Raw genomic sequence first — 23,443 nt, 5'->3', positions numbered from 1 at the left:
GCCGCGCCCGGGTTCACCGGGCGGCGGCGGCAGCAATCGCGTATCAACGCACGCGATACACTTCGATCAGTCCAATGCCGGTTTCACCATTGGCGCCGGCCAGTTCGACCGAGTAGGCGCCGGGCTCGAGGTCGATGAGGATGGCCGCATCACCATCGCCGGCGGCGAGCGGAAAGGCGCCGACCTGCGCGCTCGTCGAGGCGATCGCCTCCGCATCCGGTGCGGCGGTCCAGTCGTAGTTGGTCACGAGATGGCGGCCGCCCGTCGGCAGGCTTTCGTAGAGCCGCAGCACCGGATCACTCAGGACGCCAGTGACGCTATAACGCTCCATCGCCGGACCAATACCGCGGACCAGCACCTTTTGCGGCACGTTCCCGGAAATCACAAAACCTGCGACCAGGATGTCCGCCCCAGTGCCAACCTGACCACGCGTGGAGATGTTGGACAACTCCACCGGATTGCCGGTCTGCGCATCGTAAACCTCGACAATGGCCACGCCGGTCGTGCCCCCCACGCCGGAAACCTCGGCCGAGTAACCACCGGGGGTAAGGGTGGTCCGCAGCGCCGCGGACTTCGTGTCGCCATCCAAGGCAAAGGCACCGAGCGCATCAAAATCGGAACTAAGGGAGGCATCCCAATCGTCGGCCTCCGCAAAGGGAGTGCCTGATCCCAGTCCGAACAAACGGATCTTGGGATCCGGCAGCACTCCGGGCACCCCCCAATCATTCAGCTTCGGACCGACCGCGCGAATGACGACATCCTTGCTGGCACTGCCTTCGAGCACAAAGCCCGCGACCATGACGCCGGCGCCGGTTTGCACCCGCCCGCGGGAAGAGATGTTGGCCAGTTTTTCGGAACGCGATGCACTGGGGCCACGGACTCCGATCCGGGCGCGGCGCGATTCCACCGAATTGCCCCCCGCGTCGGCGACGATGTAGTAGCGCCCTTCGTCGGAGCCATCGACTGCGGTGAGCGTGAGCGTCGTGCCGGAGCCGACCACGCCGCCACCTTCCTTATGCCAAGTGACCGTCACGGGATCCGGGGCGGAGGCTTCGGCGACCAGGGTCACCGTCGAACCCGGCGCGACCGTCGCGCCGGTGGGATGCTTCACGATTTGTAGTTCGAGCGCCTGGGTCGCGGGAAACACGATGTCGACCGCAACCTCGCCCCCGGGCGCGAGCGTGAACGAACCCATGGCAGTGCCATCGGGAGCCTCCACCACATAGTCGCCCGCCATACCGCGGCCGGCAAAACGCCCGTCCATCGCGGTCGTGCGCAGGTCGTTGGTCATCCACTCGCCGAGCACGAGTTCGCGATAGGCAGTGCCGATTGGGCGCTCGGTCCAGTCGGCGGCGTAGAAGGCCGACTCTTCGCGCCAGTGCGCGCTTTCCCAGAAGCCCCAGGCTTGGATGCCGAGCATGTTGGGATGACTGAAGGCAATGGTGTAGAAGTCGCGCAAGTAGTCGGCCTGCAACGCGGTGTCTTCACCGCCGATGTCGAACTCGGTGATGCGTAGGCCAAAGTCGGGGAACGCGGTCGCGTAACGTTCGAGGATTTCCCAGACCTTGGGAATGCCGGTGGGGCTGCCCGAGAAGTGGCCTTGGAAACCGATGCCGTTGATGGGGCCACCATCGTCGATGATGCGCTGGATGGTGGCTTCATAGGCATCCTGTTTCGCGACGTTGAGGCCCCCACCGGAGAGAATGCCGTAGTCGTTGACGAAGAGCCCGACGGAGTCGTCGAGTTCGCGGGCCTTCTTGAACCACTCGGCCATGATCCCGTAGCCGTAGGTGTTCATCAGGTCGAAGTTGTCGTAGGGCTCATTCATCACGTCCCAATCGGTGAAGTAACCCTGGGTCTTGTTCATCACATCTGTGATGTGGTCGAGGACGGTGGCCGGCACGGTGGCGTCGGCACTTTGCACGCGCGCGGTGAGGTGGTTGGGCAGATTGCGGATGGAAGGCCACACCAGCACGTGACCGCGCATGGTCAGGTCGTTGGCCTCCGTCCACTGCAGCGCACCGATTGTTTGGGTCTGGTTAAAGCCACTGCCCCACTCCCCATCCCAAGGTGGCCATTTGGTGTCGTTCTCGAGCGTGCCGCTGTTGAAGAGCTCGAGGATTTTCTCGCGGTAAATCGCGTTGTCCGTGCCCACCTGATCCATGATGCGCGAGGCCACCATGGCGGTGCCGAATTCGAAGGCGTGCTTGCGCAGACGCACCCGCAGCTTGGTGCCTGCGACCGGTTGACCGGCCGGGTCCACGGCGCGCACCACGTAGGTGCCCTTGCGATACTGGTTGATGCGGCTGGCCGCGCCGAAGCGCCAGGAGGCGGTGGCTTCGCGACCGTTGTATTGGAAACTGGTGCGTGGCAGGTCCTGCACCGTGAGGGACGTGCCATACCACAGGGCCTCAACTCCGCCCATTTCCAGCACCTGGGCCCGACCGGTGTTGCCGAAGCCGAACTTGAAGCCGAGGTTCCCGGTCGTGTAGTCGCCGTTTACGCTGAACGGGATGAAGAAGTGCTGCCACGCCGAATTCGCGTTTACCTGCAGTGAGACTGATTTGGTGTAATCGGGTGCCGGTCCTTCAACGAAGGCTTCCATCGTGACCGTGCCGGTCTCGTCCGTCGTCTCGATCGCCCGCATCCAGAAATGCAACAGCACCACATCGCCGTCGGCGACCGCACGGTCGCTGCTGAAGGCCATGGAGCTCGACCAAAATTGTCCGGTGGGGTTGAGGGTGGCGATGCGGGCAGCGGTGGTGAAGTCCTGCCCCGTCACGCTCACGAACTCGCGCGTCGCCACGGGCCCACCATCGACGTTGTTCGAGTAAAAACTCGCATCATTGATGGTGGCCTGCGCCAGCATCGACTGACCGCCGGAGGGAATCTCTTGCGCAACCGACCAACCGATCAGTTGGCAAAACACAGCCATGACGCCAAGGCGCCTCCAAAGAGGAAGGGGGTTAAGGGGCATAGCCGGAACGTTCGCAGTTCTGCGGCGGGGCGCAAAAAAAACCCGCCGATTTCGGCGGGTTTATGACTAAAATAATAGAGTAACCTGCACCTATCAGCCCAGGCCAAGCCAGGCTCCTATCGGACCTTGGTAGAAACCGAGGAAAACCGAGGCCAGGGCAGCCGTCGCGAGCAGGATCCGGGCGGGGGTTCCGACCGGCTGACGCGGGGGCTCCGGGATGGGGTCGTCGCCTTCAAAAACCGGCGGACGCCATTGCGGGAAGAAGGCCGCTTTGATCCAACCAAAGTAGTAGTAGATCGAGAGGACCACGCCGATGATCGCCACGGCGAGCAGCGGGTAGAGTCCGGCTTCAAACGCCGCGAGGAACACGAGCAGTTTGCCCATAAAACCAGCCAGCGGCGGAATGCCGGCCAACGAACCGAGGCCCACGCCCAGCACCGCGCCGAGGAAGGGATGCTCTTTCGCGAGATCGGCGTAGTGGTCGAGATCCTGATCGGCGTCGTCGTCCCCGGAAACGTGGGTCATCACGCCAAACACGGCGAGCGAACCGAGCAGGTAGGCAAAGAGGTAGAAGCAGATCGCCCCCACGGCGATCGATGAGTGCAGCGCGGCGATCACGCCAATGAGCAGGTAACCCGCGTGCGACACCCCCGAGAGCCCGATGAGGCGCTTCACATTGTGCTGAGTGAGCGCGGCGATATTGCCGAAGAGAATCGTCACGATTGCGGCGACGGTGAGGACCTTGGTCACCAGCGCGGCGTAGGGGCTGAACACGCTCACGAGCGTGAGCAGGATGGCGAAGCCCGCCGCCTTGGAGGCGATGGCGAGGAAGGCGGTGACGGGCGTCGGCGCGCCTTGGTAAACGTCTGGAATCCAGATCTGGAACGGAACCGCACCGATCTTGAAAGCGACGCCGGCGAGCACGAGCACGATGCCGATCGAGGCGAGCAGGTTGTCCGGGTTGGATTGGAGGAACACGCGCAGGTGCTCAAAGTGCATCGACTGCTCGGTGTGCTGCGCGAGGCCCGGATTGCCGGCGACGCCGTAGAGCAGCACGATGCCAAAGAGCAGGATGCCCGAGCTCAGCGCGCCCATAATGAGATACTTCAGGCCCGCCTCGAGCGAGAGGGGGTTGGTGCGGGTGTAACTCACGAGCACGTAGAACCCGACCGTGATGGTTTCGAGGGCGACGAAGAGCATCACGAAGTGATTGCTCTGCGCCAGCAGCATCATCGCCGCAGTGATCACCAGCGTAATGGCGAAGAACTCAACCTTCGGCATCTTCTGGCGCTTCAGCGCCACGGTGCCGAGCACGCTCACGCCGACCGCCGCGAGCAGGAAGAAGAGCCGCAGGAACTGACCCGTGCCGGTGTGCAGCAGGAGGCCGTTGAAGGTTTCCCGCCCAAGGAAGACCGTGTGGTAGTTGAAGATGAGTCCGCCGATGATCGCGAGCAGGCCGACGATGGAGAGCGCCGGGATCAGATCGTAATACTTCTTCGGAAAGAGGATCTCAAAGATGAGGAGCAGCAGCGCGAGGCAGCCGACCATGAGCTCGGGCGCGATCGCGAGCCATTGGTTGGAAGCGGCGGCTTGTTGAAGGTCAGTGATGTTCATCGCGAGGGCGAATCAGGGCAGCGGGAATGGATCAGTTGCGGGCGACGTCAGTGGGCGTGACGGCGGCGGCGGCGGAATAAACTTCGATGACGGAGTCGTTGATCGCCCCGGAGAAGGCCTTGGGCCAGAAACCGAGCACGAGCAGACCGACGAGGAGGAGCAGCGCGGGCAGCTTCTCCGACCAGCCGAGATCGGTGGCGGGCTTTTCGGCGAGCACCTTGTCAAAGGCTTCGGTCTGTGGTCCGAAGAACACGCGGGCCGCGGCGCGCAGGCCGTAGATGGCTGAGATCACGACGCCGGCGATGGAGATCACCGTGAGGGTCGGGAACGCCTTCCAGGCCGCGACAAAGATCGTGAGTTCACCCCAGAAGTTGGCAAAGCCCGGCAGACCGATGCTGGCCAGGGTGGCGGCGACGAAGAAGGCCGACAGCACCGGCGCGTGTTTCACCAGGCCGCCCATCTCCTCGAGATCGAAGGTCTGGGTGCGGTGATAGATGCTGGTCGAAAGCAGGAAGAGCAACGCGGCCGAAAAGCCATGCGCCACCATCATGAAGACCACGCCGCCGATACCGATGGTCGAAATGCAAGCGACGCCGAGGAAGGCGTAACCCATGTGCATGACCGAGCTGTAACCGACGAGCTGCTTCAGGTCTTTTTGGGCGATCGTGATGATGCCGACCACGAGCACGTTGCCGACGACGGCGAGCGTCGCGAGGATCGTGGCCCAGTGATTGGCGCCCTGCGGCAGCAGCGGCAGAGCGATCTGGATGAGACCGTAGAGGCCGAACTTCTTGAGCACGCCCGCGTGGAGCATGGCGACCGAGCTCGGCGCCGCACCGTAACCGAGCGGAGCCCAGGTGTGCAGCGGCCAGAGCGAAACGAGGATGCCGAAGCCGAACATGAGCAGACCAAAGATGTTCTGCTGGGCGACGGTGGAGAGGCCCTGCTCAGCAATGGCTGCGCGGAGCGCGATCATGTCAAAGGTCTGGGCGCCGCTCTTGTAGTAGATGGCGATGAGGCCGATCAGCGACAGCATCGCGCCAACGGTCAGATAAATCGTCATCTTCATGGCCGCGTAGTTGCGGTCCCGCCCACCCCAGATGCCGACCATGATGAAGGTCGGGATGAGGGCGAGTTCGTGGAAGAAGTAGAAGAAGAACACGTCCACGCTGGCGAACACGCCCATCAGGCCGCCCTGCATGACGAGGAGCAGCATGACGTAAGTGTTGAGGCGCTCCGCGGCGGATTGCAGCGCGTAAAGGCCCGCGGCCAGGCCAACGATGCCGGCCATCACGAAGAGCGGCAGCGAGATGCCGTTAAGGCCGAGCGTGAGCTGGATGCCCAGGTTGGACAGGCCGGTGTTGTAGCTCGTGAGGAACGCGTAGCCGGCCTCGGTCGGCGCGGCACCGTAACGATACCACACGCAAAGACCCGCGAGGGCCGGGATGGCAAAGGCCACGTAGGCGAGCTTCTTGGCCAAGCCCGACGGCAGGCCGAGCACCATCGCCAACGCGAGCGCCAGCGGCGACAGAATCGCGAACAACAGGATGTCGAAACTTTGCATCAGAAAAGCCCTCCCGCGAAGCCCCAGAGCATGACCGCTCCGAGCAGGAACCAATAAACGTAGGCGTGCAGGCTGCCGGTGTGCAGCGCGCGGGCGCCGATGCCGAAGAGCCCCACCACGCCGGCCAGACCGCGGATGATCAGCCCGGCGAGGAAGATCTGCTCGAGGAAGTTCATCAGCATGGCAAAGCGGTCCTGCACCTTGGCGACGTAGTAGTCGTAGGCGCGGTCCCAGGATTCCTTGACCATGGTGAGACCGGCGAAGGCGCCAGGCGCCTTGGTGGCAAGACCGTCGGAGCCAATCGGCTTGTAGAGCGCGAAAGCCAGACCGGCACCCACCGCGAGGATCGCGATCGACATCACGTATACGCTGATGCCCTCCGCATGCGGGATCTGCGACCAGACGCCTTCAAACGCGTGACCGTAGATGAAACCGAGCGGACCGTGGGTGTAACCACCGACCAGGGACAGCACCGCCAGCACGATCAGCGGCAGCGTCATGGACAAACCGCCTTCGTGCGCGTGCTCAGCCTCATCGCTGCGGGGCTCACCAAAGAAGGTGATGCGCCACAGGCGGAACATGTAGAAGCTGGTCAGCACCGCGGTGATCACGAGGATCGCGAAGACCGGCGTGCTCTTCAGCTGCGCGAGGTGCAGGATGGCGTCCTTGGAGAAGAAGCCCGAGATGAAGGGCAGTCCGGAGATGGCCAGCACGCCGACCGTGAAGGTGATGCCGGTGATGGGCATCTTCTTCAGCAGGCCGCCCATCTTGAAGATGTTCTGTTCGTGGTGGCAGCCGTGGATGACCGAACCGGAGCCGAGGAACATGAGCGCCTTGAAGAAGGCGTGGGTGGTGAGGTGGAACATCGCGGCGCCGACGCCGGCGGCGATCACGACTTCGTGGCCGTCGTGCTCCGTTGCCAGGGAACCTAGACCGAAGGCAGCGACCATGTAACCGAGCTGGGAAAGCGTGGAGTAAGCCAGGACCTTCTTGATGTCGCTCTGCACGATGGCGCACAGCGCGGCGTAAAGGGCGGTGACCGTGCCGACCCACATGATGACTTGGAGCGCTTGCTCGACCATGAGCACCTCGATGCGGCACAGCATGTAGATACCGGCGGCGACCATGGTGGCGGCGTGGATCAAGGCGGACACGGGCGTCGGACCTTCCATGGCGTCAGGCAGCCAGACGTGCAGCGGCATCTGGGCCGACTTGCCGACCGCGCCACAGAACAGCAGCAGCGGCACCGCCGTCAGCAGCGCCGTGCCGCCCTGCACCACGTAGGGCAACGCGTTGAGGTCCACCGTGCCGTAGTGCCAGTAGCACAGGAGGATGCCGATCAGGAAACCGAAGTCGCCCACACGGTTGACGATGAAGGCCTTCTTCGAGGCGTCGGCCGCGGACTGCTTGAGGCAGTAGTGGTTGATCAGCAGGTAGGAGCTGAAACCGACCAATTCCCAGAAGATGAACATCATGAACAGGTTGTCGGCAAAGACGATGCCGATCATCGAGAACATGAAGATGGACAGACCGCCGAAGAAACGGGCCTTCGAGTCATCGTCGTGCATGTAGCCGAGCGAGAAGAGGTGCACGCAGAAGCCGACGACGCCGACGATGCTCAGCATGAGCGCCGCGAGGTCGTCGAACTTGATGCCCAGCTTGAGGGTGAAGTCACCAAAGGTGAACCACTCCGCCGAAGCGTCGAAGCGATGGCCGCCATAGGCGAGCATCAGCGCGGTGACCATGGTCACCGCCGCGGCCGCCGTGGACAGATACGACGCGAGGGCACCGGCGCGCCGCAGGAACAGCGCGATGACGGCGGCCGACGCGAGCGGCGTCAGCAGGGAAATGAGGGCGAGTTGGCTGGACTCCATGGCGGTCAGTTCTTGAGCGCGGTGAGCTGCTCCACCTGCACGGTCTGGCGACGGCGGAAGAGGGCGACGATGATGGCGAGACCGACGGCCACTTCGGCGGCGGCGACGGTAAGGATGAAGAAGACGAAGACGTTGCCGTCCATCGTGCCGTTGAAGCGCGAGAAGGCGACGAGGGCGATGGTCGACGCGACGAGCATGAGCTCGAGGCACATGTAGATCACCAGGGTGTTCTTGCGCACGAGCACGCCGACGAACCCGATGGCGAACAACAGCGCCGACAGAATCAGATAATCATGCAGTCCGACGTTCATTTCACGTCCTCCAGACCTTCGAATTTTTTGCTGAGCACGATCACGCCGAGCATGGCGATGAGGAGCAGGAAGCCCACGACCTGCACCGGCAGGAGGTAAGTGGTGAACAATTGGTCGGCATAAGCCTTGAGGTTAGCGCCAACGGGCGCGACGGACTCGGGCGACGGGGAACGCAGCGCACCGGTGCCCTTCACGAAGACCATCACGCACATGGCCAGCAGGGCCGCGCCGATGAGCGCCGCCACCGCGGTGGGTTTGGAGAACGGCGGGCGTTCCCCACCCTGCATGTCGAGCAGCATGATGATGAAGAGGAACAACGCGACGACCGCGCCCGCGTAGACCAGGATCATGAGCACCGCCAGGAGGAAGGAGTCGAGCAGGACGAACAGACCCGACACGCCGACGAGCGCCATGAGGAACCACAGGGCCGAGTTCACGGCGTTGTGATTATAGACCACCATGACCGCGCTGAGCACGATCAGGAAGGCAAAGAGGTGAAACAGGATGTCTGCCATGATGGGCGTTGGGCTGGAAAGTCAGTGCGCGTTGCCGGCCTCTTCGGCGGCCTTTTTCTTGTCCCACTTGAAGTGCTCGTCGGGCAGCGTGCCGCCGAGCTCGTAGAGGCGCTTCTTGTCGTTGACCATCTCGTCGCGGCTGTAACCGGTGACTGAATACTCGGTCTGCAGCCAGATTGCCTCCTCGGGGCAGACTTCCTGACAGAGGCCGCAGTAAATGCAGCGCAGCATGTCGATCTTGAACTCTTCGGGCGCCTTCTCGACGTGCGCGGTCTCGGCGTCGGCGGGGATCTCACCCGGGGTGATGCGGATGGCCTTCGGCGGGCAGACGAATTCGCACAGCTGGCAGGACACGCACTTCTCGCGACCGTTCGGGTCCATCACGAGGGTCGGCATGCCGCGGTAACCTTCCGGGATGGCGGGACGCTGCTCGGGATATTCGAGGGTCTCCTTGGGACGGACGAGGTGTTTGAACGTGGTCTTCATCCCGCTGAGAATTTGCGGGACATAGGTGCGCTCGGCGAAGGTGAGCGGCTTGCGTTCGACGGTTTTGAAAGACATGGCGCGAGAGGGACGAGGCGGCGTTAGCTGCGTTCGATGATCGCGATGGCGATCGCGTAGAAGATGAGGTTGCCGATGGAGAGCGGGAGCAGCTTCTGCCAGCCGAGCTTCATGACCTGGTCGTAGCGGAAGCGCGGCAGGGTCCAGCGCACCCACATGAAGACGAAGATCGAGAAGATCAGTTTGCCAAGGAAGATGCCGATGGCGATGAGGCCGCTGACGATCGGATTAAGGAAGATTGGGGCGATGCCGCCGAGGAAGCCGAGCAGGTCGGCCAGCGAAACCCATGGCAACGGATTCCAACCGCCGCAGAAGAGGATCATGAAGACGCCGGAGCCGACGAACATGTGGGCGTATTCGGCCACGAAGAAGAGGCCCCACTTGAGCTCGCCGTATTCGGTGTGGAAACCACCCACGAGGTCAGCTTCGGATTCCGGCATGTCAAAGGGCTGGCGGTTGGTCTCGGCGTAGAGCGCGACGAGGAAGATGAAGGCGCTCAGCGGCATCAGGAAGATGTTCCACATGCCGCCGAGGAAGCCCGGGCCGCTCTGCGACTCGACGACCGCGAAGAGGCTCAACGTGCCCTCGCCGCCGGGGGCGTTGACCCACAGGAAAACCGGCAGCACCGAAAGGGTCATCGAAAGCTCGTAGGAAATGAGCTGAGCCGAGGCCCTAACGCCGCCGAGGAAGGGATACTTCGAGTTGGAGGCCCAGCCGGCGAGAATCAGCGCATACACACCGAGCGAACCGACGGCGAAGACCGCGAGGATGCCGACATCGACGTTGGCGAGGATGAGCGGCTTGAGCGTCTCGGTCGCGGCGTCCCAGTAGGCGCCGAAGGGCACGAACACCACGGTGCAAAGCGCCGGCACCACGGCCACGAGCGGCGCGAGGTAATAGTAGAACTTGTTCACGTGCCCGGGCACGACGTCCTCTTTGAAGAACATCTTGCCGCCGTCGGCGGTGAAGTGGAACACGCCGAGGCGCTGCAGGAACTTGATGCCAGGGATCCAGGCGAGCCACGGCACGATGGCACGGTTCGGACCAGGACGCCCCTGGATCCAGGCCGAGACCTTGCGCTCGGCCATGGAGCAGGCGCCGGCCAAGGGGAACAGCACCGCGATCACCGCCAAACCTTGCAGGGCGGTGCGGACCAGAACGGGAAGACTGAAGTAGAAGTCGATCATGGCTCGGACGATCAGGCGCTGGCTTCGGCCGCAGCGGGCTTGTAGTGGAGGGTCTCGCCCTCGGGGAAATCGATCTTGGCCCAGGCGGAGCTGTCGAGCAGCAGGCCGGTGGCGGGGAGATTGGCGTAAGACACGTTGGCCAGCTGACTGATCTCGGCGTTGAGGCTCTTCCAGATGGACTTCAGGTCACCGTCGGTGGCCTCGCCACCGATGGCGGCGATGAGTTCATCGAGGACCACGAGGTCGTCGGTCGCACCGGCCGGGCCGGGAATGGCCTTGGCAAACTTCTGCAAACGGAACTGCTGGTTGATGAAGGTGCCATTCTTCTCGAACACCGTGAGCGTCGGGATGACGACCTGGGCGGCGGCAGTGGTGTCGCTGCCATGCGTGCCGATGAAGACCACCGCGACCTTGGCCAGCTGCTCGGCGCTGAGGCCGGCGGCGGCGAGGTCTTCGCCCACGCTGATGATCGTCTTCACGCGGCCCGCGTCAATTTCGGCGCCGAGAGCGGCGAGGTCGTTGGTCGGCAGCTTGTCGATCAGACCGGTAACGAGTGCGCCGCGGGTGTTCGGGTTGCGGTCGGCGGAAATGAGCAAACCGTCGCCCTCCCCCACTCGGCCGATCAGGAAAGTTTCGGCTTCGGCGACGGCGGCGAGTTTTTTGGTGAGGAACTGTTCCTCGACCGAGCTGCGGCCGGAACCGACCACGGCGACGTTGCCGCCCTTGGCGAGTTCGGCGGCGGCGGCGATGGCGCCGGCGAGGGTAGCGTTCGCCCCGTTGGCGGTCGCAGCGGTGAGGCGGTTGACGGCCTGAACCTCCTTGTAAAGGACGCGGCCGGAGTCGGCCATCCAGGTGTCGTTGACCTCGTCGTTGCGCCGCGGGGTGATGCGATAGATCACGCCCTCGCGCGACCAGACCACCGTATTCGCGCCGACACTACTCTCGGTGCAGATGCTGTTGGTCTGCTTGAGGAACCAGACGCGCATCTTGAAGCGGAAGTCGGTCGAGGTGAGCGCGCCGACCGGGCAGATGTCGACGGTGTTGAGCGAGTAGTTGTTGGCCAGCTCCTTGCCCGGGTAGCAGGTGAGCGTGGAGTAGGAACCACGGTCGATGAAGCCGAGCACATCGTCGTTGGCGATCTCCTTGGAAAAACGGATGCAACGCGAGCAAAGCACGCAGCGCTCGTCATCGAGCATGACCCGCGGACCGAGCTGGGTGCGCTTGGGTTTGACGTTCTTTTGCTCGATGAAGCGGGAGTAACCGCGGCCGTAACCGGTGGCCTGCTCCTGCAGCTTGCACTCGCCGGCCTGGTCACAGATCGGGCAGTCGAGCGGGTGATTGATGAGGAGGAACTCCATCACGCCCTCGCGACACTCCTTGATGAGCGGCGACTGGGTCTTGATGTGCATGCCCGGCGCGACGTTGGTGGCGCAACCGATCTGCGGACGCGGGATCCAACCGATCTTCTGCTTGCCGGTCTCCGGGTCCATGATCGGTTCACGGGTGGCGCGGTCGGTCATGGGCATGCCCATTTCGATGAGGCACATGCGGCAGTTGCCGGCGACGGACAGCTTCGGGTGGTAGCAATAGTGCGGCACGTCGGTGCCGACCAGACGAGCGGCCTCGATGACGTTCGTCCCCTTGGGCACGGACACCTCTTTGCCGTCGATGATGACGGTCACGAGATCGGGTTGGGCGGGCTGAATCATTGCGGAAAGTCGAAAGTGGCTCAGATGAGTTCGAGGGCGTCGGCGGACTTGGACTTCTTGGCCTCCGGATAGGCTTTGAATTCGTCACCGAACTTGAGAACGAAGCTTTGGGTCGGCCAGGAGCAGGCTTCGCCGAAGGCGCAGATGGTGCGGCCGGCGATCTGGTCGGCGACGCTCTTGATGAGTTCGCCGTCCTCGCTGCGGGCTTCGCCGTGGACCATGCGGGACGAGATCTTCTTCATCCACAGCGAGCCTTCGCGGCAGGGTGTGCACTGGCCGCAGCTCTCGTGGGAGTAGAACGCGTTGATGTTGGCGAGGGCTTCGACCATGTTGACCGAGTCGTCCATCACGATGACGCCGCCGGAGCCGCCCATCGTGCCGCAGGCTGCGAGGGTGTCGAAGTCCATCGGGATGTCCTCGACTGCGAGTTCCTTGGTGGAACCGTCCTTGTTCTTGATGGTGAAGGTTTCGCCGAAGCGCAGGATCTTGGCCGAGGAGCCGCCGGGGATGACGGCCTTGAAAGTGTGGCCCTCACGCGGACCGCCGCAGACGTCGTTGAGCAACTGGCCCATGGTCACGGCACCGCAGGGGAACTCGTAATAACCGGGCTTCTTGACGTGGCCGGAAACGCAAAAGATGCGGGTGCCGGTGTTGTTGGGCGTGCCAATCTTCAGGTATTCGTCGGCGCCCATCTCCATGATGTGCTTCACGTGGCAAAGGGTCTCCACGTTGTTCACAATCGTCGGGCATTGGTAGAGACCGAGCACGGCCGGGAAGTAAGGCGGCTTGATGCGCGGGTTGGCGCGCTTGCCTTCGAGCGATTCGATGAGGCCGGTCTCTTCACCGCAGATGTAGGCACCGGCGCCGCGGTGCACGAAGATGTCGCAGGAGTAATCGGTGCCGCAGATGTTCTTACCGACGAAGCCGGCGTCGCGGGCTTCCTGAATGGCCTTCTCGAGGATGCGGGCGCCTTCCGGGAATTCACCGCGGATGTAGATGTAGGCCTGCTTCACATCGTTGGCCCAGCACGAGATCATCGTGCCTTCGATGAGCTGGTGCGGGTCCTGGTGGATGATGTAGCGGTCCTTGAAGGTGCCGGGCTCGGACTCGTCGGCATTGACCACGAGGTAGATCGGCTTGCCGCTCTTGCGGTCGACGAAGGACCACTTGAGGCCACAGGAGAAACCCGCGCCGCCGCGACCGCGCAGGCCGGACTTCTTGACCTCCTCGCGGATGTCCTCGGGCTTCAGGGTGACGGCCTTCTTGAGCATCTCGTAACCGCCGTGCTTCTGATAGCAGGCGATGTCGTTCGAGTAGCCCTCCTCGTCGATGTGCTTGAAAATGATGCGGGTTTCGGCGGGTGCGCTCATGGTGCTTATCCTCGTTGGGCGGCCTCGGCCTTGATCTGGTCGGCGATCTGTTTGGCCTTCGCCTCGTCGACGTTTTCGTGAAGGTCGTCGTCGATCATGACGACGGGCGCCGTGCCGCAGCTGGCGAGACATTCGACGAACTCGACCGTCACTTCGCCGTCGGGCGAAACCTCGCCGAGATGCGTGTTGAACTCCTTCTCGAAAGTCGCGCAGGTCTTGTAGCCGCCCATGAGCGCGCAGGACAGGGTGCGGCAGACCTTGATGTGGCGCCGGCCAATGGGCTTGCGGCGGAACATCGGGTAGAAGGTCACGACCTCGTAGACATTGATCGGCTGCAGCTCGAGTTTTTGGGCGATCCACTCGATGGCCTCGTCGGAGATGTAACCAACGTCCTCCTGGATGAGGTGCAGCAACGGCAGGGTGCCGGAACGCTTCTCCGGGTAGTGCGTAATGACCTCGTCGATACGGGTCAGGGTTTCGGGCTTCAAATTCATCGAATCAGGAAAGGCTGGCAGCTTTTAGCGGTCACATTCGCCCATGACGAAGTCGAGGGAGCCGAGAATGGAGACGACGTCGGAGACGAGCTCGTTTTGGCACACCTTGGGCAGGATGGAGAGGTTGCAGAAGGAGGGTCCGCGGATCTTCAGGCGCCACGGCACCCCGCCGCCCTTGCTCACGATGAAGAAGCCAAGCGTGCCCTTGGGATTCTCAGCCTCGAAATAGACCTCACCGGCCGGCATCTGCGGGCCTTCGGTGACGATCATGAAGTTGTTGATGAGCTCTTCCATCGAGGTGAGCACCTTGTCCTTCTTCGGCGCGAAGATGCGCACGGCGTCCTTGGCGAAGTGATCGCCGGCCGGGAACTTCGCGATGGCCTGCTTGATGATGCTGACCGATTGGCGCATCTCCTCCCCGCGGCAGAGGTAGCGGTCGTAGCAGTCGCCCTTGGAGCCGACCGGCACCTCGAAGTCGTATTGCTCGTAGCCCCAGTAAGGCCGGTCCTTGCGCAGGTCGCTCTTCACGCCGGAACCGCGGAGGTTCGGGCCGGAGAGACCGTAGGCGATGGCGTCGGCGTGAGTGATCACGCCGACGTCGACCGTGCGGTCCATGAAGATCTTGTTGCGGGTGAGAAGCTTAAGAATCTCCTCGAGGATCGGCAGGAACTGATCGCAGAAGCCCGAAACCTTGTCCAACCAACCATCCGGCACGTCGCGGGACACGCCGCCGATGCGGCTGTAGCTGGTGGTGAAGCGGGCGCCGGTGAGCTCTTCGAAAAGGGTGTAGAGCTTCTCGCGTTCGGTGAAACTGTAGAGGAACACCGTCCAGGCGCCGACGTCGATGCCGTAGGCGCCGAGCCCCATCAGGTGGGACGAAATTCGCGCCATTTCGGAGGTGATGACGCGGATGGCCTTCACGCGATCCGGCACCTCGAGACCAGCGAGCTGCTCGACGGCGTAGGCGTAGGCGTGGTTGTTCGCCAGCGGGGCAAGGTAGTCCAACCGGTCCGTGTAGGGCACGAACTGGTTGTAGGTCATGTTCTCGGCGATCTTCTCGTCGCCGCGGTGAAGGTAACCGACGATCGGATCACACTCGGTGACCGTCTCGCCATCGAGCTCGAGTTGCAGACGCAGCACGCCGTGGGTGGACGGGTGCGACGGTCCCATCGCGAGGGACATCTTCTCGGTCTCAAACTCCTGGCTGGCGGCTGCGGCGGCTGTCTTGGCGCCGGCGTCGGGAACGGTAAATTCGGTGGCCATCGATAAAGGGGATTCGCGGGTTATTCCGGCTTCGGCTTGGACTCGTTCCAGCTCTCGTCCTTGGCGCGAGGCTCGGCGTCGGTCATGTTCATCTCGCCCTTGTTGGAGGCAACGAAGGGACCGCCCATCATCGGCGCGGCGATCGCCTTGGCTTGGGTTTCCTCCGCGACTTCGACGTCGGGTAGCTCGGTCTCGATACCGGCGAGCGGGAACTCCTTGCGCAGCGGATGGTGCGGATACTCCTCCCACATCAGGATGCGGCGCAGGTCCGGGTGGCCCTCGAACTTGATGCCGAGCAGGTCCCAACACTCGCGCTCATGCCAATTGGCGGCGGGCCAGAGATCGGCGACGGACGGCGCCGCCGGGTTTTCGTCGTCGGCATTGTCGGCCGCGACCCGGATGTAGTCGTGTCCGGTGGTGGAGAACAGGTGCCAGACCGTCGTGAACCGCGGGGACACGCCCTCGGCCCAGTCGATGCCGGTCACGTCGACCAGAAAGTCGTAGCCCTTCTCGTCGCGCAGCCACTGCAGCAAGGCCTTCGCCTCGGGCATGGGCACGTTGACCGCCGGATGATCAGCGGAAGGACGGGAGGAAACAGACGGAAATTTGGCCTGAAGGGCGGCGGTGACGTCAGCAGCGGCGGGCGCGGTCATGATGAAGGCTGGAAAAATGAGGAGCGACGGCGGCTCAGGCGGTGAGGTTCTTAAACGACGGCGTCTTGCGCACCTTGCCCTGGAGTTTGACCAAGGCATCGAGCAAGGCTTCCGGCCGGGGCGGGCAACCACTCACGTAGACGTCCACCGGCACGATGCGATCAACGCCCTGCAACGTGGCATAACTGCGATACATGCCACCGGAGGAAGCGCAGGCCCCCATGGCGATGACCCACTTCGGGTCCGCCATCTGGTCGTAGATGCGGCGGACATGCGGAGCCATCTTGTAGGTGACCGTGCCCGCCACGATCATGCAGTCGGCCTGACGCGGCGAAAACCGCATCACCTCGGCGCCAAAACGCGCAATATCGAAGCGCGACGACGCCACCCCCATGAGCTCAATGGCACAGCAGGCGAGGCCCATGGGCATGGGCCACATGGAGTTGGTGCGGATCCAATTGACGACAGCATCGAGGCGGGAGACGACGATGTCTCCTTCGATCTTGCTGTCATATGCGACGTCGGTGTTGGGCGATACCATGGCTCGTTTGGGCTGCTCGTGAGCAAAAAATGGGCCTCAGCATCAGAATCCCCCCCAAACCGCGCAAGACGCTTTTGGAGAAAGTCCGATGAGACCGTTAGAGCCCGTTAATCGGGGTTATTACCAGCCGTCCTACTTGACTGCAGAGCAGCTTAACATTCGTGCCTTTGGATTGCGGCAGCGTCTTCGGACGCTAACGGTTTCAAGTTTCCGCCCCCCTGTCGGACCCTCCCCTGCCATGGCGACTCCCTTCCGCGCACACCCCAAATCGCTCCTTACGACCGCCATCTTGGCGACCCTGCTCGCGGGTGCCTGCAGCAAACCCCCGCCCCAACGCACCGGCAACGCGACCACCCGTCCCCCCGGCGCCAACGCTCCCATCGAGGCGATCGGCACCTACATCCCCCGCGAAATCGGCACGCCGCGCGAACTCCCCCCGTGGATCGCCCATCTCAAGGTCACCGACCTCGACCGGGACGGCCTCGACGACATCATCTTCTGCGAGGCTCAGGACAATGAGGTGATCTGGATTCGCCAAACCGCGCCCGGCCAATTCGCCCCCGAAGCCACCCTCGCCTCCGACCTGAGCGGCCCCGTCCACGTGGAGCCCGCCGACATGGATGGTGACGGCGACACCGACCTACTGGTCTCCAGCATGGGCGTGGTCTTCCCCAACAACGACCGCATCGGCACCGCCTTCATTCTCGAAAACGACGGCGACCTCAACTTCACCGCCCACAAGATCCTGGAGAACACCGACCGCATCACCGACATGCGCGCCGCCGACCTCAACGGCGACGGCCTGCTCGATCTCGCCCTCGCCCAGTTTGGCTATGACCAGGGCGTCGTGAGTTGGCTCGAACGCAAGGGCGCCGCTTTTGTGCCCGAAAACTTCGAGCGCCACATCCTGCTGCCGCTCTCCGGCTCCGAGTTCGTGGTCATCGACGACTTCAACGGCGACCGCACCCTCGATATCGCCGCCCTCGTTTCCCAACAGTGGGAGGAGGTCTACATCTTCGCCAACGACGGCAAGGGCAACTTCAAGACCCAACGCATCTGGGGCTCGACCAACGAAGACTACGGCAGCTCCGGCCTGAGTTCGGCCGACGTAAATGGCGACGGCCGCCCCGACCTCATCTACACCAATGGCGATGGCTTTGGCCCCGCCGCCACTCCGGGACCGCGCCCCTGGCACGGGGTGCAGTGGTTTGAAAACACCGGCGGAGGCAACTTCCGCTACCACCGCATCGGCAACTTGCCCGGCGCCTATGCCCCCGTCGGTGTCGACCTCGACCAGGACGGCGACATGGATATCGTCGCCACCGCCGCCTACTCCGACTGGAACAACCAGAACCGCAACGTGATCTCGCTCATGTGGTTCAAGAACGACGGCAAACAACACTTCACGCCGCACGTGCTCACCCGCACGCCCAAGGACCTCATCACCCTCGGCGCCGGCACCCTCTCCTCCGACGGCCGTCCAGCCCTCGTCACCGGCGGGTTCTACATCTACCCGCCCTTTGACAACATGAGCCGCATCATGCTCTGGACCCGCCCCGAAACCGCCCAGCCATGAAAAGCCGCGCTTCGCTTTTCGGCCTGATTGGCCTCTTGGCTTTGGGCGCCGTCACCGGCTTCTGGTTCGTGCGCCAAGGGCAGCAACTGGAGGTCGCCGTCGCCCCGTGGATTCCCGCCACCCCCGACACCACCGGATTCCCCCCTGCGCTCGACGATGCCCTCGCCGCCGCCAACGCCGACGCCCAGGCCGGCCGCCGCAGCCTCGACGGACTCAAACACCTCAGCGCCCTCTACCACGCCAACGGCTTTTTCGACCAAGCCATCTTCATCTATCAGGGTCTCGCCCAGCTCGAGCCGACCGAGGCCCGCTGGCCCCACCTGCACGCCACCATCCTTGCCGGCTTCGGCCTTTCCGACGAAGCCCTCGCGCTCTGGGACACCGTCACCGCGCTCACACCGGACTATTTGCCCGCCCGCCTGCGGATCGGCGACATCGCCCTCAAATCCAACGACCTTGCCCGCGCGACCACCGCCTACGAGGCCGCCCAAGGCATCGACGCCAGCAACGCCTACGCCCTGCTCGGCCTCGCCCGCATCGACCTCGAAAAAGGCAACGAAGCCGCCGCCCTGCGCAAACTCGAGACCGTCGTGCGCCGCTCCAACTACACCCTCGGCTACGACCTCATTGTCACCCTCTACGAAAACGCCGGCGAGACCTCCAAGGCCGACGCCATCCGCGGCCAGGCCGAAGCCTCCGGCGCCTTCCGCGATCCGCCCGACCCCTGGCTCGATGCGCTGCTCGCCGACTGCTACGACCCCTTCCGCATCGCCCTCGAAGCCGGCACCAAGGCGCGCATGGGTGAACCCGAGGTCGCCATCGACCTCCTGCAACGCGCGCTCCAACTCGACCCGAACGACGTCTCCGCCCACTTCCAACTCGGCAACCTTTACAAGGACCAACTCAAACTCGACGCCGCCATCGCCGAGTTTCGCCGCTGCACCCAACTCGATCCCGGCTTCGCCGACGGCTGGGGCAATCTGAGCGGCACCCTCGCCCAATCCGGCAACATCACCGAAGCCGACCGTATCCTCAACGCCGGCCTCGAAGCCGTGCCCGACTCCCCCGGCCTCCACCTCATGCGCGCCCGCCGCCTGCGCGCCGGCGGCGAAAACGGCGCCGCCATCGCCGACTACCGCGCCTCGATTCGCTACCGCCCCAATGAACCCGAGGCCTACATCGAGTTGGCGATCATCCTCATCGGCCAAGGCCGCACGCCGGAAGCGGTGCAACAATTCGAATCGGCGCTCGTCTACGACCCCGCCAACCCCACGGCCCTCACCGCCCTCGCCTTCCAAGCCATCGAAGCCGGCCAACGCGATCGCGCCGACCAATGGCTCGAAAAAGTCGATGCCCAACCGCGCATCGACCGCAATCAGACCAACCAACTCCGCGAAGCTTACCGCAAAGCCTTCGGCGAGCTGCCTCGACTCTGAGCCGGCGCAGCGCGGCCGCGCCCGTCTCGCCGCCGGTTGGAAAATCACATCCGCCCTTTCCCTTCCCGCGGATCCGCATTCAACTTCCGTCTCCATGTCCGCAGACGCTCCCATCCCTGTCACCGTCCTCACCGGCTTTCTCGGCGCCGGCAAAACCACGCTGCTCAATCGCATCCTCACCGAGCAGCACGGCAAAAAACTGGCCGTGATTGAAAACGAATTTGGCGAGGTCAGCGTCGACAACCAACTCGTCATCCAAAGCGACGAGGAGCTGTTCGAGATGAACAACGGCTGCATCTGCTGCAGCGTGCGCGGCGACCTCATCCGCGTTCTCGGTCGCCTGATGAAGCGCAAGAACAAGCTCGACGGCATCCTCATCGAAACCACGGGCCTCGCCGACCCCGGCCCCGTTGCGCAGACCTTTTTCACCGACGACGAGATGCGGGCCAACTTCCGCATCGACGGCATCGTCACCGTCGTCGACGCCAAGCACGTCGTGCAGCACTTCGACGACGCGCCCGAGGTGAAGAAGCAGATCGCCTTCGCCGATGTCCTTCTGCTCAACAAATCCGACCTCGTGCCCGCCACCGAACTCGATGCCCTCGAGTCCCGCATCCGCGGCATGAACGCCGCCGCCCGCATCGTGCGCGCGACCAACTGCGACGTGCCGCTCGACACCGTGCTCGACCTGCAGGCCTTCAACCTCTCCCGCGCCACCGAGCTCGACCCCAAATTCCTCGAGCCTTCCTACCCCTTCGAATGGGCCGGCGCCTACCCGCTGCCCGCCGGTCAACACACCCTCGAGATCGGCCACTGCGACCACGATCACGATCACGCCGGTTGCGACCACGATCACGAGCACGGCGAAGGCTGCGGCCACCACCATCACCACCACGCCGAGAACGAACTCGACGTGCTCATCCTACCGGTAGCCGGGGTCGATGACCCCGGTGTCCTCGCCGCCGCCCGCGATGCCGCGGTCATCGCGTTCTCTGATTGGGAAAACCGCGTGGCCGAAGGCGACACCATCACGCCGGGCACCACCTTGCAGCGCCTGCTCCTCAACGAAGGCAACGGACGCTACACCATCGACGTTCCCGCCGCCGGCACCTTCCTTGTTTTTGAGGGCTGCGGTGAGCATCCCCTGCACATCTACCCCGCCGGCGCCGACGACAACGTGCGCCCCATCTGGCAACAGGACTTCGAACACAACCACAGCCACGACGAAGAAGTCTCCTCCGTCGGCATCGTGCTCGACGGCGACTGCGACCCGCAGCGCCTCAACGACTGGATCGGCAAACTGCTTCAGACCAAGGGCAACGACATCTACCGCGCCAAGGGCGTCCTGTCCGTGAAGGGCACCCCCAAGCGCCTCGTCTTCCAAGGCGTGCACATGCTCTTCGACGCCAAATTTGAAGGCGAATGGGGCAACACCCCGCGCAAGAACACCCTTGTCTTCATCGGCAAGGACCTCGATCGCCAGCAACTCACCGAAGGCTTCAAAGCCTGTCTCGACTGAGGCCGACTGAGGCTCCGCCTAGCGCAGCACACCGCGCTGTGTTTGGCGGCGCGCGTAGATCACTTCGCCGACCGCGATCACCATCACCACCACCGTGATGATCAGCGGTGTCGTCCCGCCCATCATCTCCAAACCATCCGTCAGCACAAACGTGTAGACGTTGCTGAGCACCAGGCAGACCAATGCCGCGCCGAACAGCACCGCCGCGAAACGACTCCGCAGCAGCAAAAGCAAGGAGCCCGCCGCGGCCCCGATCGTCGCCCCACCCCAGGTCACCACAAACCACATCGGGAAACCGTAAAAGTAGGCCAACTGCTCCTCGGTGAACTGTGACATGTAGGCCTCGTTCTTCGTCTGCGTCATCGCGAAGTCCAGAACCCCCAGCCCGTTCCACAGCAGCGTCAGGACGCCGACCACCCACAGGTGCCACGGCGTTTTCACGGGGGTAGCGTCACTCATGGCGCGCAGCACAGTCTTTCGGCCAGCTCAGGTCAACGGTCGGGAACCCCGCGAAGCAAGGTTGCCGCCAACCTCAGCAGCGGGTTGTTTCACGCGTATCCCCGTCGCCCACCATGCCCGTCAAAGCCCCCTCCACCCCACCTCCGTCGCTCGTGGCCGTCCTGGCGCAACTCGAAGCTCTCGGCTCCGCGCAGACCAAAAAGACCCTGCTCCGCCACGGTGCTGTCGAGCCCTTCTTCGGAGTGAAGATCGGCGACCTCAAGCCGCTCGCGAAACAACTCAAGGGCCAGCAAGACCTCGCCCTGGAACTCTATGCCACGGGCAACAGCGACGCCCAATATCTCGCCGGTCTGATCGCCGACGGCGCCACCCTGACCAAGACGCAGCTCAACGCGTGGGCCAAGACCGCCGCCTGGGGGCTCATCTCCGGCAATACCGTCGCCTGGGTCGCCACCGAACATCCCGACGGACTCGCCTGCGCGCTCAAATGGATCGACGCCAAAGCCGTCCAGACCGCCCGCGCCGGCTGGGCCACGATGGCCGGATTCGCCATGACCAAGCCCGACGCTGATCTGCCCATAGCCACCTTCCACGCTTTGCTCGACCGCGTCGCCCGCGACATCCACACCGCCGATGGTGACGTCGCCTACATGATGAACAACTTCCTCATCTGCGTCGGCACCTACGTCGTCCCCCTCGCCGATGCCGCGCTCGCTACCGCCCAAAAGATCGGCGTCGTCACGATCGATATGGGCGATACCGCCTGCAAGGTTCCCGACGCCGAATCCACCATCATCAAATCCCGCCGCGGCGCCCCCGTCGCCGCCAAACGCAAAACCCTCCGCTGCTAAGCGTCCTTGGCCCGCTCCTCCAACTCCTCGATCGAGCGGGGCCAGTCGGATTTGAGCAGGCGGGACAGCGAACGGTCGGCCAGCAGTTTGCCCCCGGTCTGGCACCGCGGGCAGTAGTTCACCTCGTTCTCCGCGTAGCGGATGCGCTGCACCGCGGTCCCGCAATCCGGGCAGGGTTGACCGTATTTGCCGTGCACCGCCATCTCGGGCCGAAAGGCCGTGACCCGCGCCGGAAACGCCTCCCGCGCCTCGGCGCGCAAGCGCTGTATCCACTCGTTCAACACGCGCTGCGTCGCGCCGTGCAGGCGCCCGACTTCCTCGTCGCTCAACTTGGCGGTGAGCTTCACCGGCGACAGCCGCGCCGCGTGCAGGATCTCGTCGGAGTAGGCGTTGCCGATGCCGTCAAACAGCCGCGGGTCCGTGAGCGCGCGTTTGAGCGTATGGTTCTCGCTGCGCAGGCTCGCCGCAAACGCCTCGACCGTCGCCGCCAGCACATCGAGTCCACCGCGTTCGTGCCAAGCGAGCTCGCCTTCGTTCGCCAACACATGCAGCGCCGCCCGTCGCTTCTTGCCCGCTTCGGTGAGCGACAGCGTGCCGCCCTCGAACTCGAAGTGCGCCAGCACGTTCTTCGCCTTCGGTTTGACCGCCCCGTCGACCCACTGCAGCCGCCCCGCGACCATGAGGTGCATGATCAACCAAACTCCGTGCTCAAACCCGACTGCGATCCGCTTCCCCACCCGCCGCAGCGCCGTCACCCGCTGATTGTGCAACGACTCCAAAGGCGGACGGAAGGTTCGTAAGACGAACATGTCGAGCAGCCGCACCCGGCGCAGCTCGCGCCCAAGGACCCGCGATTCCAGCGCCTCCAGGTAGACCGTCACGTCGGGCAGTTCCGGCATGGTTCGAAGTTCAAACGTCTCGTCGCCCCGGCTCAAACCAAAGTCCGCCGCGTCTAAGAATTCCCGCGGC

General features: G+C 63.8%; 20 protein-coding genes. 4 read left to right on the top strand and 16 right to left on the bottom strand.

Annotated elements, in window-relative coordinates; genetic code table 11:
- Nucleotides 1-43 precede the first annotated feature (43 nt).
- The 14 genes from AC0MRV_RS02895 to nuoB form a co-directional block, all read right to left on the bottom strand.
- Nucleotides 44-2,935 carry an endo-1,4-beta-xylanase gene (locus AC0MRV_RS02895; RefSeq protein WP_472762926.1) on the bottom strand — a complete coding sequence of 964 codons (2,892 nt, stop codon included), beginning with the start codon at nucleotides 2,933-2,935 and terminating at the stop codon, nucleotides 44-46.
- Between the two features lie 135 nt (nucleotides 2,936-3,070).
- Nucleotides 3,071-4,591, bottom strand: coding sequence for an NADH-quinone oxidoreductase subunit N (locus AC0MRV_RS02890; protein ID WP_472762925.1), 1,521 nt, complete (start codon nucleotides 4,589-4,591; stop codon nucleotides 3,071-3,073).
- A 31-nt stretch (nucleotides 4,592-4,622) separates the two neighbouring features.
- Nucleotides 4,623-6,155, bottom strand: a complete 1,533-nt coding sequence (locus tag AC0MRV_RS02885; protein ID WP_472762924.1) for a complex I subunit 4 family protein — start codon at nucleotides 6,153-6,155, stop codon at nucleotides 4,623-4,625.
- Nucleotides 6,155-8,029 carry an NADH-quinone oxidoreductase subunit L gene (gene nuoL / locus AC0MRV_RS02880; protein WP_472762923.1) on the bottom strand — a complete coding sequence of 625 codons (1,875 nt, stop codon included), beginning with the start codon at nucleotides 8,027-8,029 and terminating at the stop codon, nucleotides 6,155-6,157. The genes AC0MRV_RS02885 and nuoL overlap by 1 nt, the downstream gene beginning before the upstream one ends.
- 5 nt (nucleotides 8,030-8,034) lie before the next feature.
- Nucleotides 8,035-8,340 (bottom strand): NADH-quinone oxidoreductase subunit NuoK, encoded by a 306-nt coding sequence (gene nuoK / locus AC0MRV_RS02875; protein ID WP_472762922.1) that lies wholly within the window; start codon nucleotides 8,338-8,340, stop codon nucleotides 8,035-8,037.
- Nucleotides 8,337-8,855, bottom strand: a complete 519-nt coding sequence (locus AC0MRV_RS02870; RefSeq protein WP_472762921.1) for an NADH-quinone oxidoreductase subunit J family protein — start codon at nucleotides 8,853-8,855, stop codon at nucleotides 8,337-8,339. Before AC0MRV_RS02870 ends, nuoK begins: the two co-directional genes overlap by 4 nt.
- Before the next feature lie 21 nt (nucleotides 8,856-8,876).
- Complete coding sequence (locus AC0MRV_RS02865; protein WP_472762920.1) at nucleotides 8,877-9,416, bottom strand: NuoI/complex I 23 kDa subunit family protein; 540 nt, start codon at nucleotides 9,414-9,416, stop codon at nucleotides 8,877-8,879.
- A 23-nt stretch (nucleotides 9,417-9,439) separates the two neighbouring features.
- A complete protein-coding gene (locus AC0MRV_RS02860; RefSeq protein WP_472762919.1) occupies nucleotides 9,440-10,603 on the bottom strand; it encodes a complex I subunit 1/NuoH family protein in 1,164 nt (387 codons plus the stop codon).
- A gap of 11 nt (nucleotides 10,604-10,614) precedes the next feature.
- Nucleotides 10,615-12,312 carry an NADH-quinone oxidoreductase subunit G gene (locus AC0MRV_RS02855; RefSeq protein ID WP_472762918.1) on the bottom strand — a complete coding sequence of 566 codons (1,698 nt, stop codon included), beginning with the start codon at nucleotides 12,310-12,312 and terminating at the stop codon, nucleotides 10,615-10,617.
- A gap of 20 nt (nucleotides 12,313-12,332) precedes the next feature.
- On the bottom strand, nucleotides 12,333-13,682 hold the full coding sequence (gene nuoF / locus AC0MRV_RS02850) for an NADH-quinone oxidoreductase subunit NuoF (protein WP_472762917.1): 1,350 nt from the start codon (nucleotides 13,680-13,682) through the stop codon (nucleotides 12,333-12,335).
- A 5-nt stretch (nucleotides 13,683-13,687) separates the two neighbouring features.
- The gene (locus tag AC0MRV_RS02845; RefSeq protein ID WP_472762916.1) at nucleotides 13,688-14,176 is read right to left on the bottom strand and encodes an NADH-quinone oxidoreductase subunit NuoE family protein; all 489 of its coding nucleotides are present in this window, start codon (nucleotides 14,174-14,176) and stop codon (nucleotides 13,688-13,690) included.
- A 24-nt stretch (nucleotides 14,177-14,200) separates the two neighbouring features.
- Entirely contained in the window at nucleotides 14,201-15,439 is a 1,239-nt protein-coding gene (gene nuoD, locus AC0MRV_RS02840; RefSeq protein WP_472762915.1) for an NADH dehydrogenase (quinone) subunit D, read from the bottom strand.
- A 20-nt stretch (nucleotides 15,440-15,459) separates the two neighbouring features.
- Nucleotides 15,460-16,092 (bottom strand): NADH-quinone oxidoreductase subunit C, encoded by a 633-nt coding sequence (locus AC0MRV_RS02835; protein WP_472762914.1) that lies wholly within the window; start codon nucleotides 16,090-16,092, stop codon nucleotides 15,460-15,462.
- Nucleotides 16,093-16,126: 34 nt separating this feature from the next.
- Nucleotides 16,127-16,633 (bottom strand): NADH-quinone oxidoreductase subunit NuoB, encoded by a 507-nt coding sequence (nuoB, locus tag AC0MRV_RS02830; RefSeq protein WP_472762913.1) that lies wholly within the window; start codon nucleotides 16,631-16,633, stop codon nucleotides 16,127-16,129.
- A gap of 238 nt (nucleotides 16,634-16,871) precedes the next feature.
- On the opposite strand from nuoB, the gene AC0MRV_RS02825 reads away from it, so the two are divergent.
- The 3 genes from AC0MRV_RS02825 to AC0MRV_RS02815 all read left to right on the top strand — a co-directional run bounded on the left by AC0MRV_RS02825 (nucleotide 16,872) and on the right by AC0MRV_RS02815 (nucleotide 21,164).
- Nucleotides 16,872-18,209, top strand: coding sequence for an FG-GAP repeat domain-containing protein (locus AC0MRV_RS02825; RefSeq protein ID WP_472762912.1), 1,338 nt, complete (start codon nucleotides 16,872-16,874; stop codon nucleotides 18,207-18,209).
- Nucleotides 18,206-19,645 carry a tetratricopeptide repeat protein gene (locus AC0MRV_RS02820; RefSeq protein WP_472762911.1) on the top strand — a complete coding sequence of 480 codons (1,440 nt, stop codon included), beginning with the start codon at nucleotides 18,206-18,208 and terminating at the stop codon, nucleotides 19,643-19,645. The genes AC0MRV_RS02825 and AC0MRV_RS02820 overlap by 4 nt, the downstream gene beginning before the upstream one ends.
- Nucleotides 19,646-19,739: 94 nt before the next feature.
- Nucleotides 19,740-21,164 (top strand): CobW family GTP-binding protein, encoded by a 1,425-nt coding sequence (locus tag AC0MRV_RS02815; RefSeq protein ID WP_472762910.1) that lies wholly within the window; start codon nucleotides 19,740-19,742, stop codon nucleotides 21,162-21,164.
- A gap of 18 nt (nucleotides 21,165-21,182) precedes the next feature.
- Here the strand turns inward: AC0MRV_RS02815 and AC0MRV_RS02810 are convergent, their stop codons facing one another.
- The gene (locus AC0MRV_RS02810) at nucleotides 21,183-21,623 is read right to left on the bottom strand and encodes a hypothetical protein (protein WP_472762909.1); all 441 of its coding nucleotides are present in this window, start codon (nucleotides 21,621-21,623) and stop codon (nucleotides 21,183-21,185) included.
- Nucleotides 21,624-21,736: 113 nt separating this feature from the next.
- Here AC0MRV_RS02810 and AC0MRV_RS02805 point away from each other — a divergent pair, with 113 nt between their 5' ends.
- The gene (locus AC0MRV_RS02805) at nucleotides 21,737-22,474 is read left to right on the top strand and encodes a DNA alkylation repair protein (protein WP_472762908.1); all 738 of its coding nucleotides are present in this window, start codon (nucleotides 21,737-21,739) and stop codon (nucleotides 22,472-22,474) included.
- Here AC0MRV_RS02805 and AC0MRV_RS02800 read toward each other — a convergent pair.
- Entirely contained in the window at nucleotides 22,471-23,373 is a 903-nt protein-coding gene (locus AC0MRV_RS02800) for an Fpg/Nei family DNA glycosylase (protein WP_472762907.1), read from the bottom strand. The genes AC0MRV_RS02805 and AC0MRV_RS02800 overlap by 4 nt on opposite strands.
- Nucleotides 23,374-23,443 lie beyond the last annotated feature (70 nt).

It is taken from the genome of Actomonas spartinae, from assembly GCF_051209155.1.
Taxonomy (GTDB): Bacteria; Verrucomicrobiota; Verrucomicrobiia; order Opitutales; family Opitutaceae; genus Actomonas.
The sequence above is the reverse complement of the archived record's forward strand: the minus strand, read 5'-3'. Positions and strand labels throughout refer to the sequence as shown.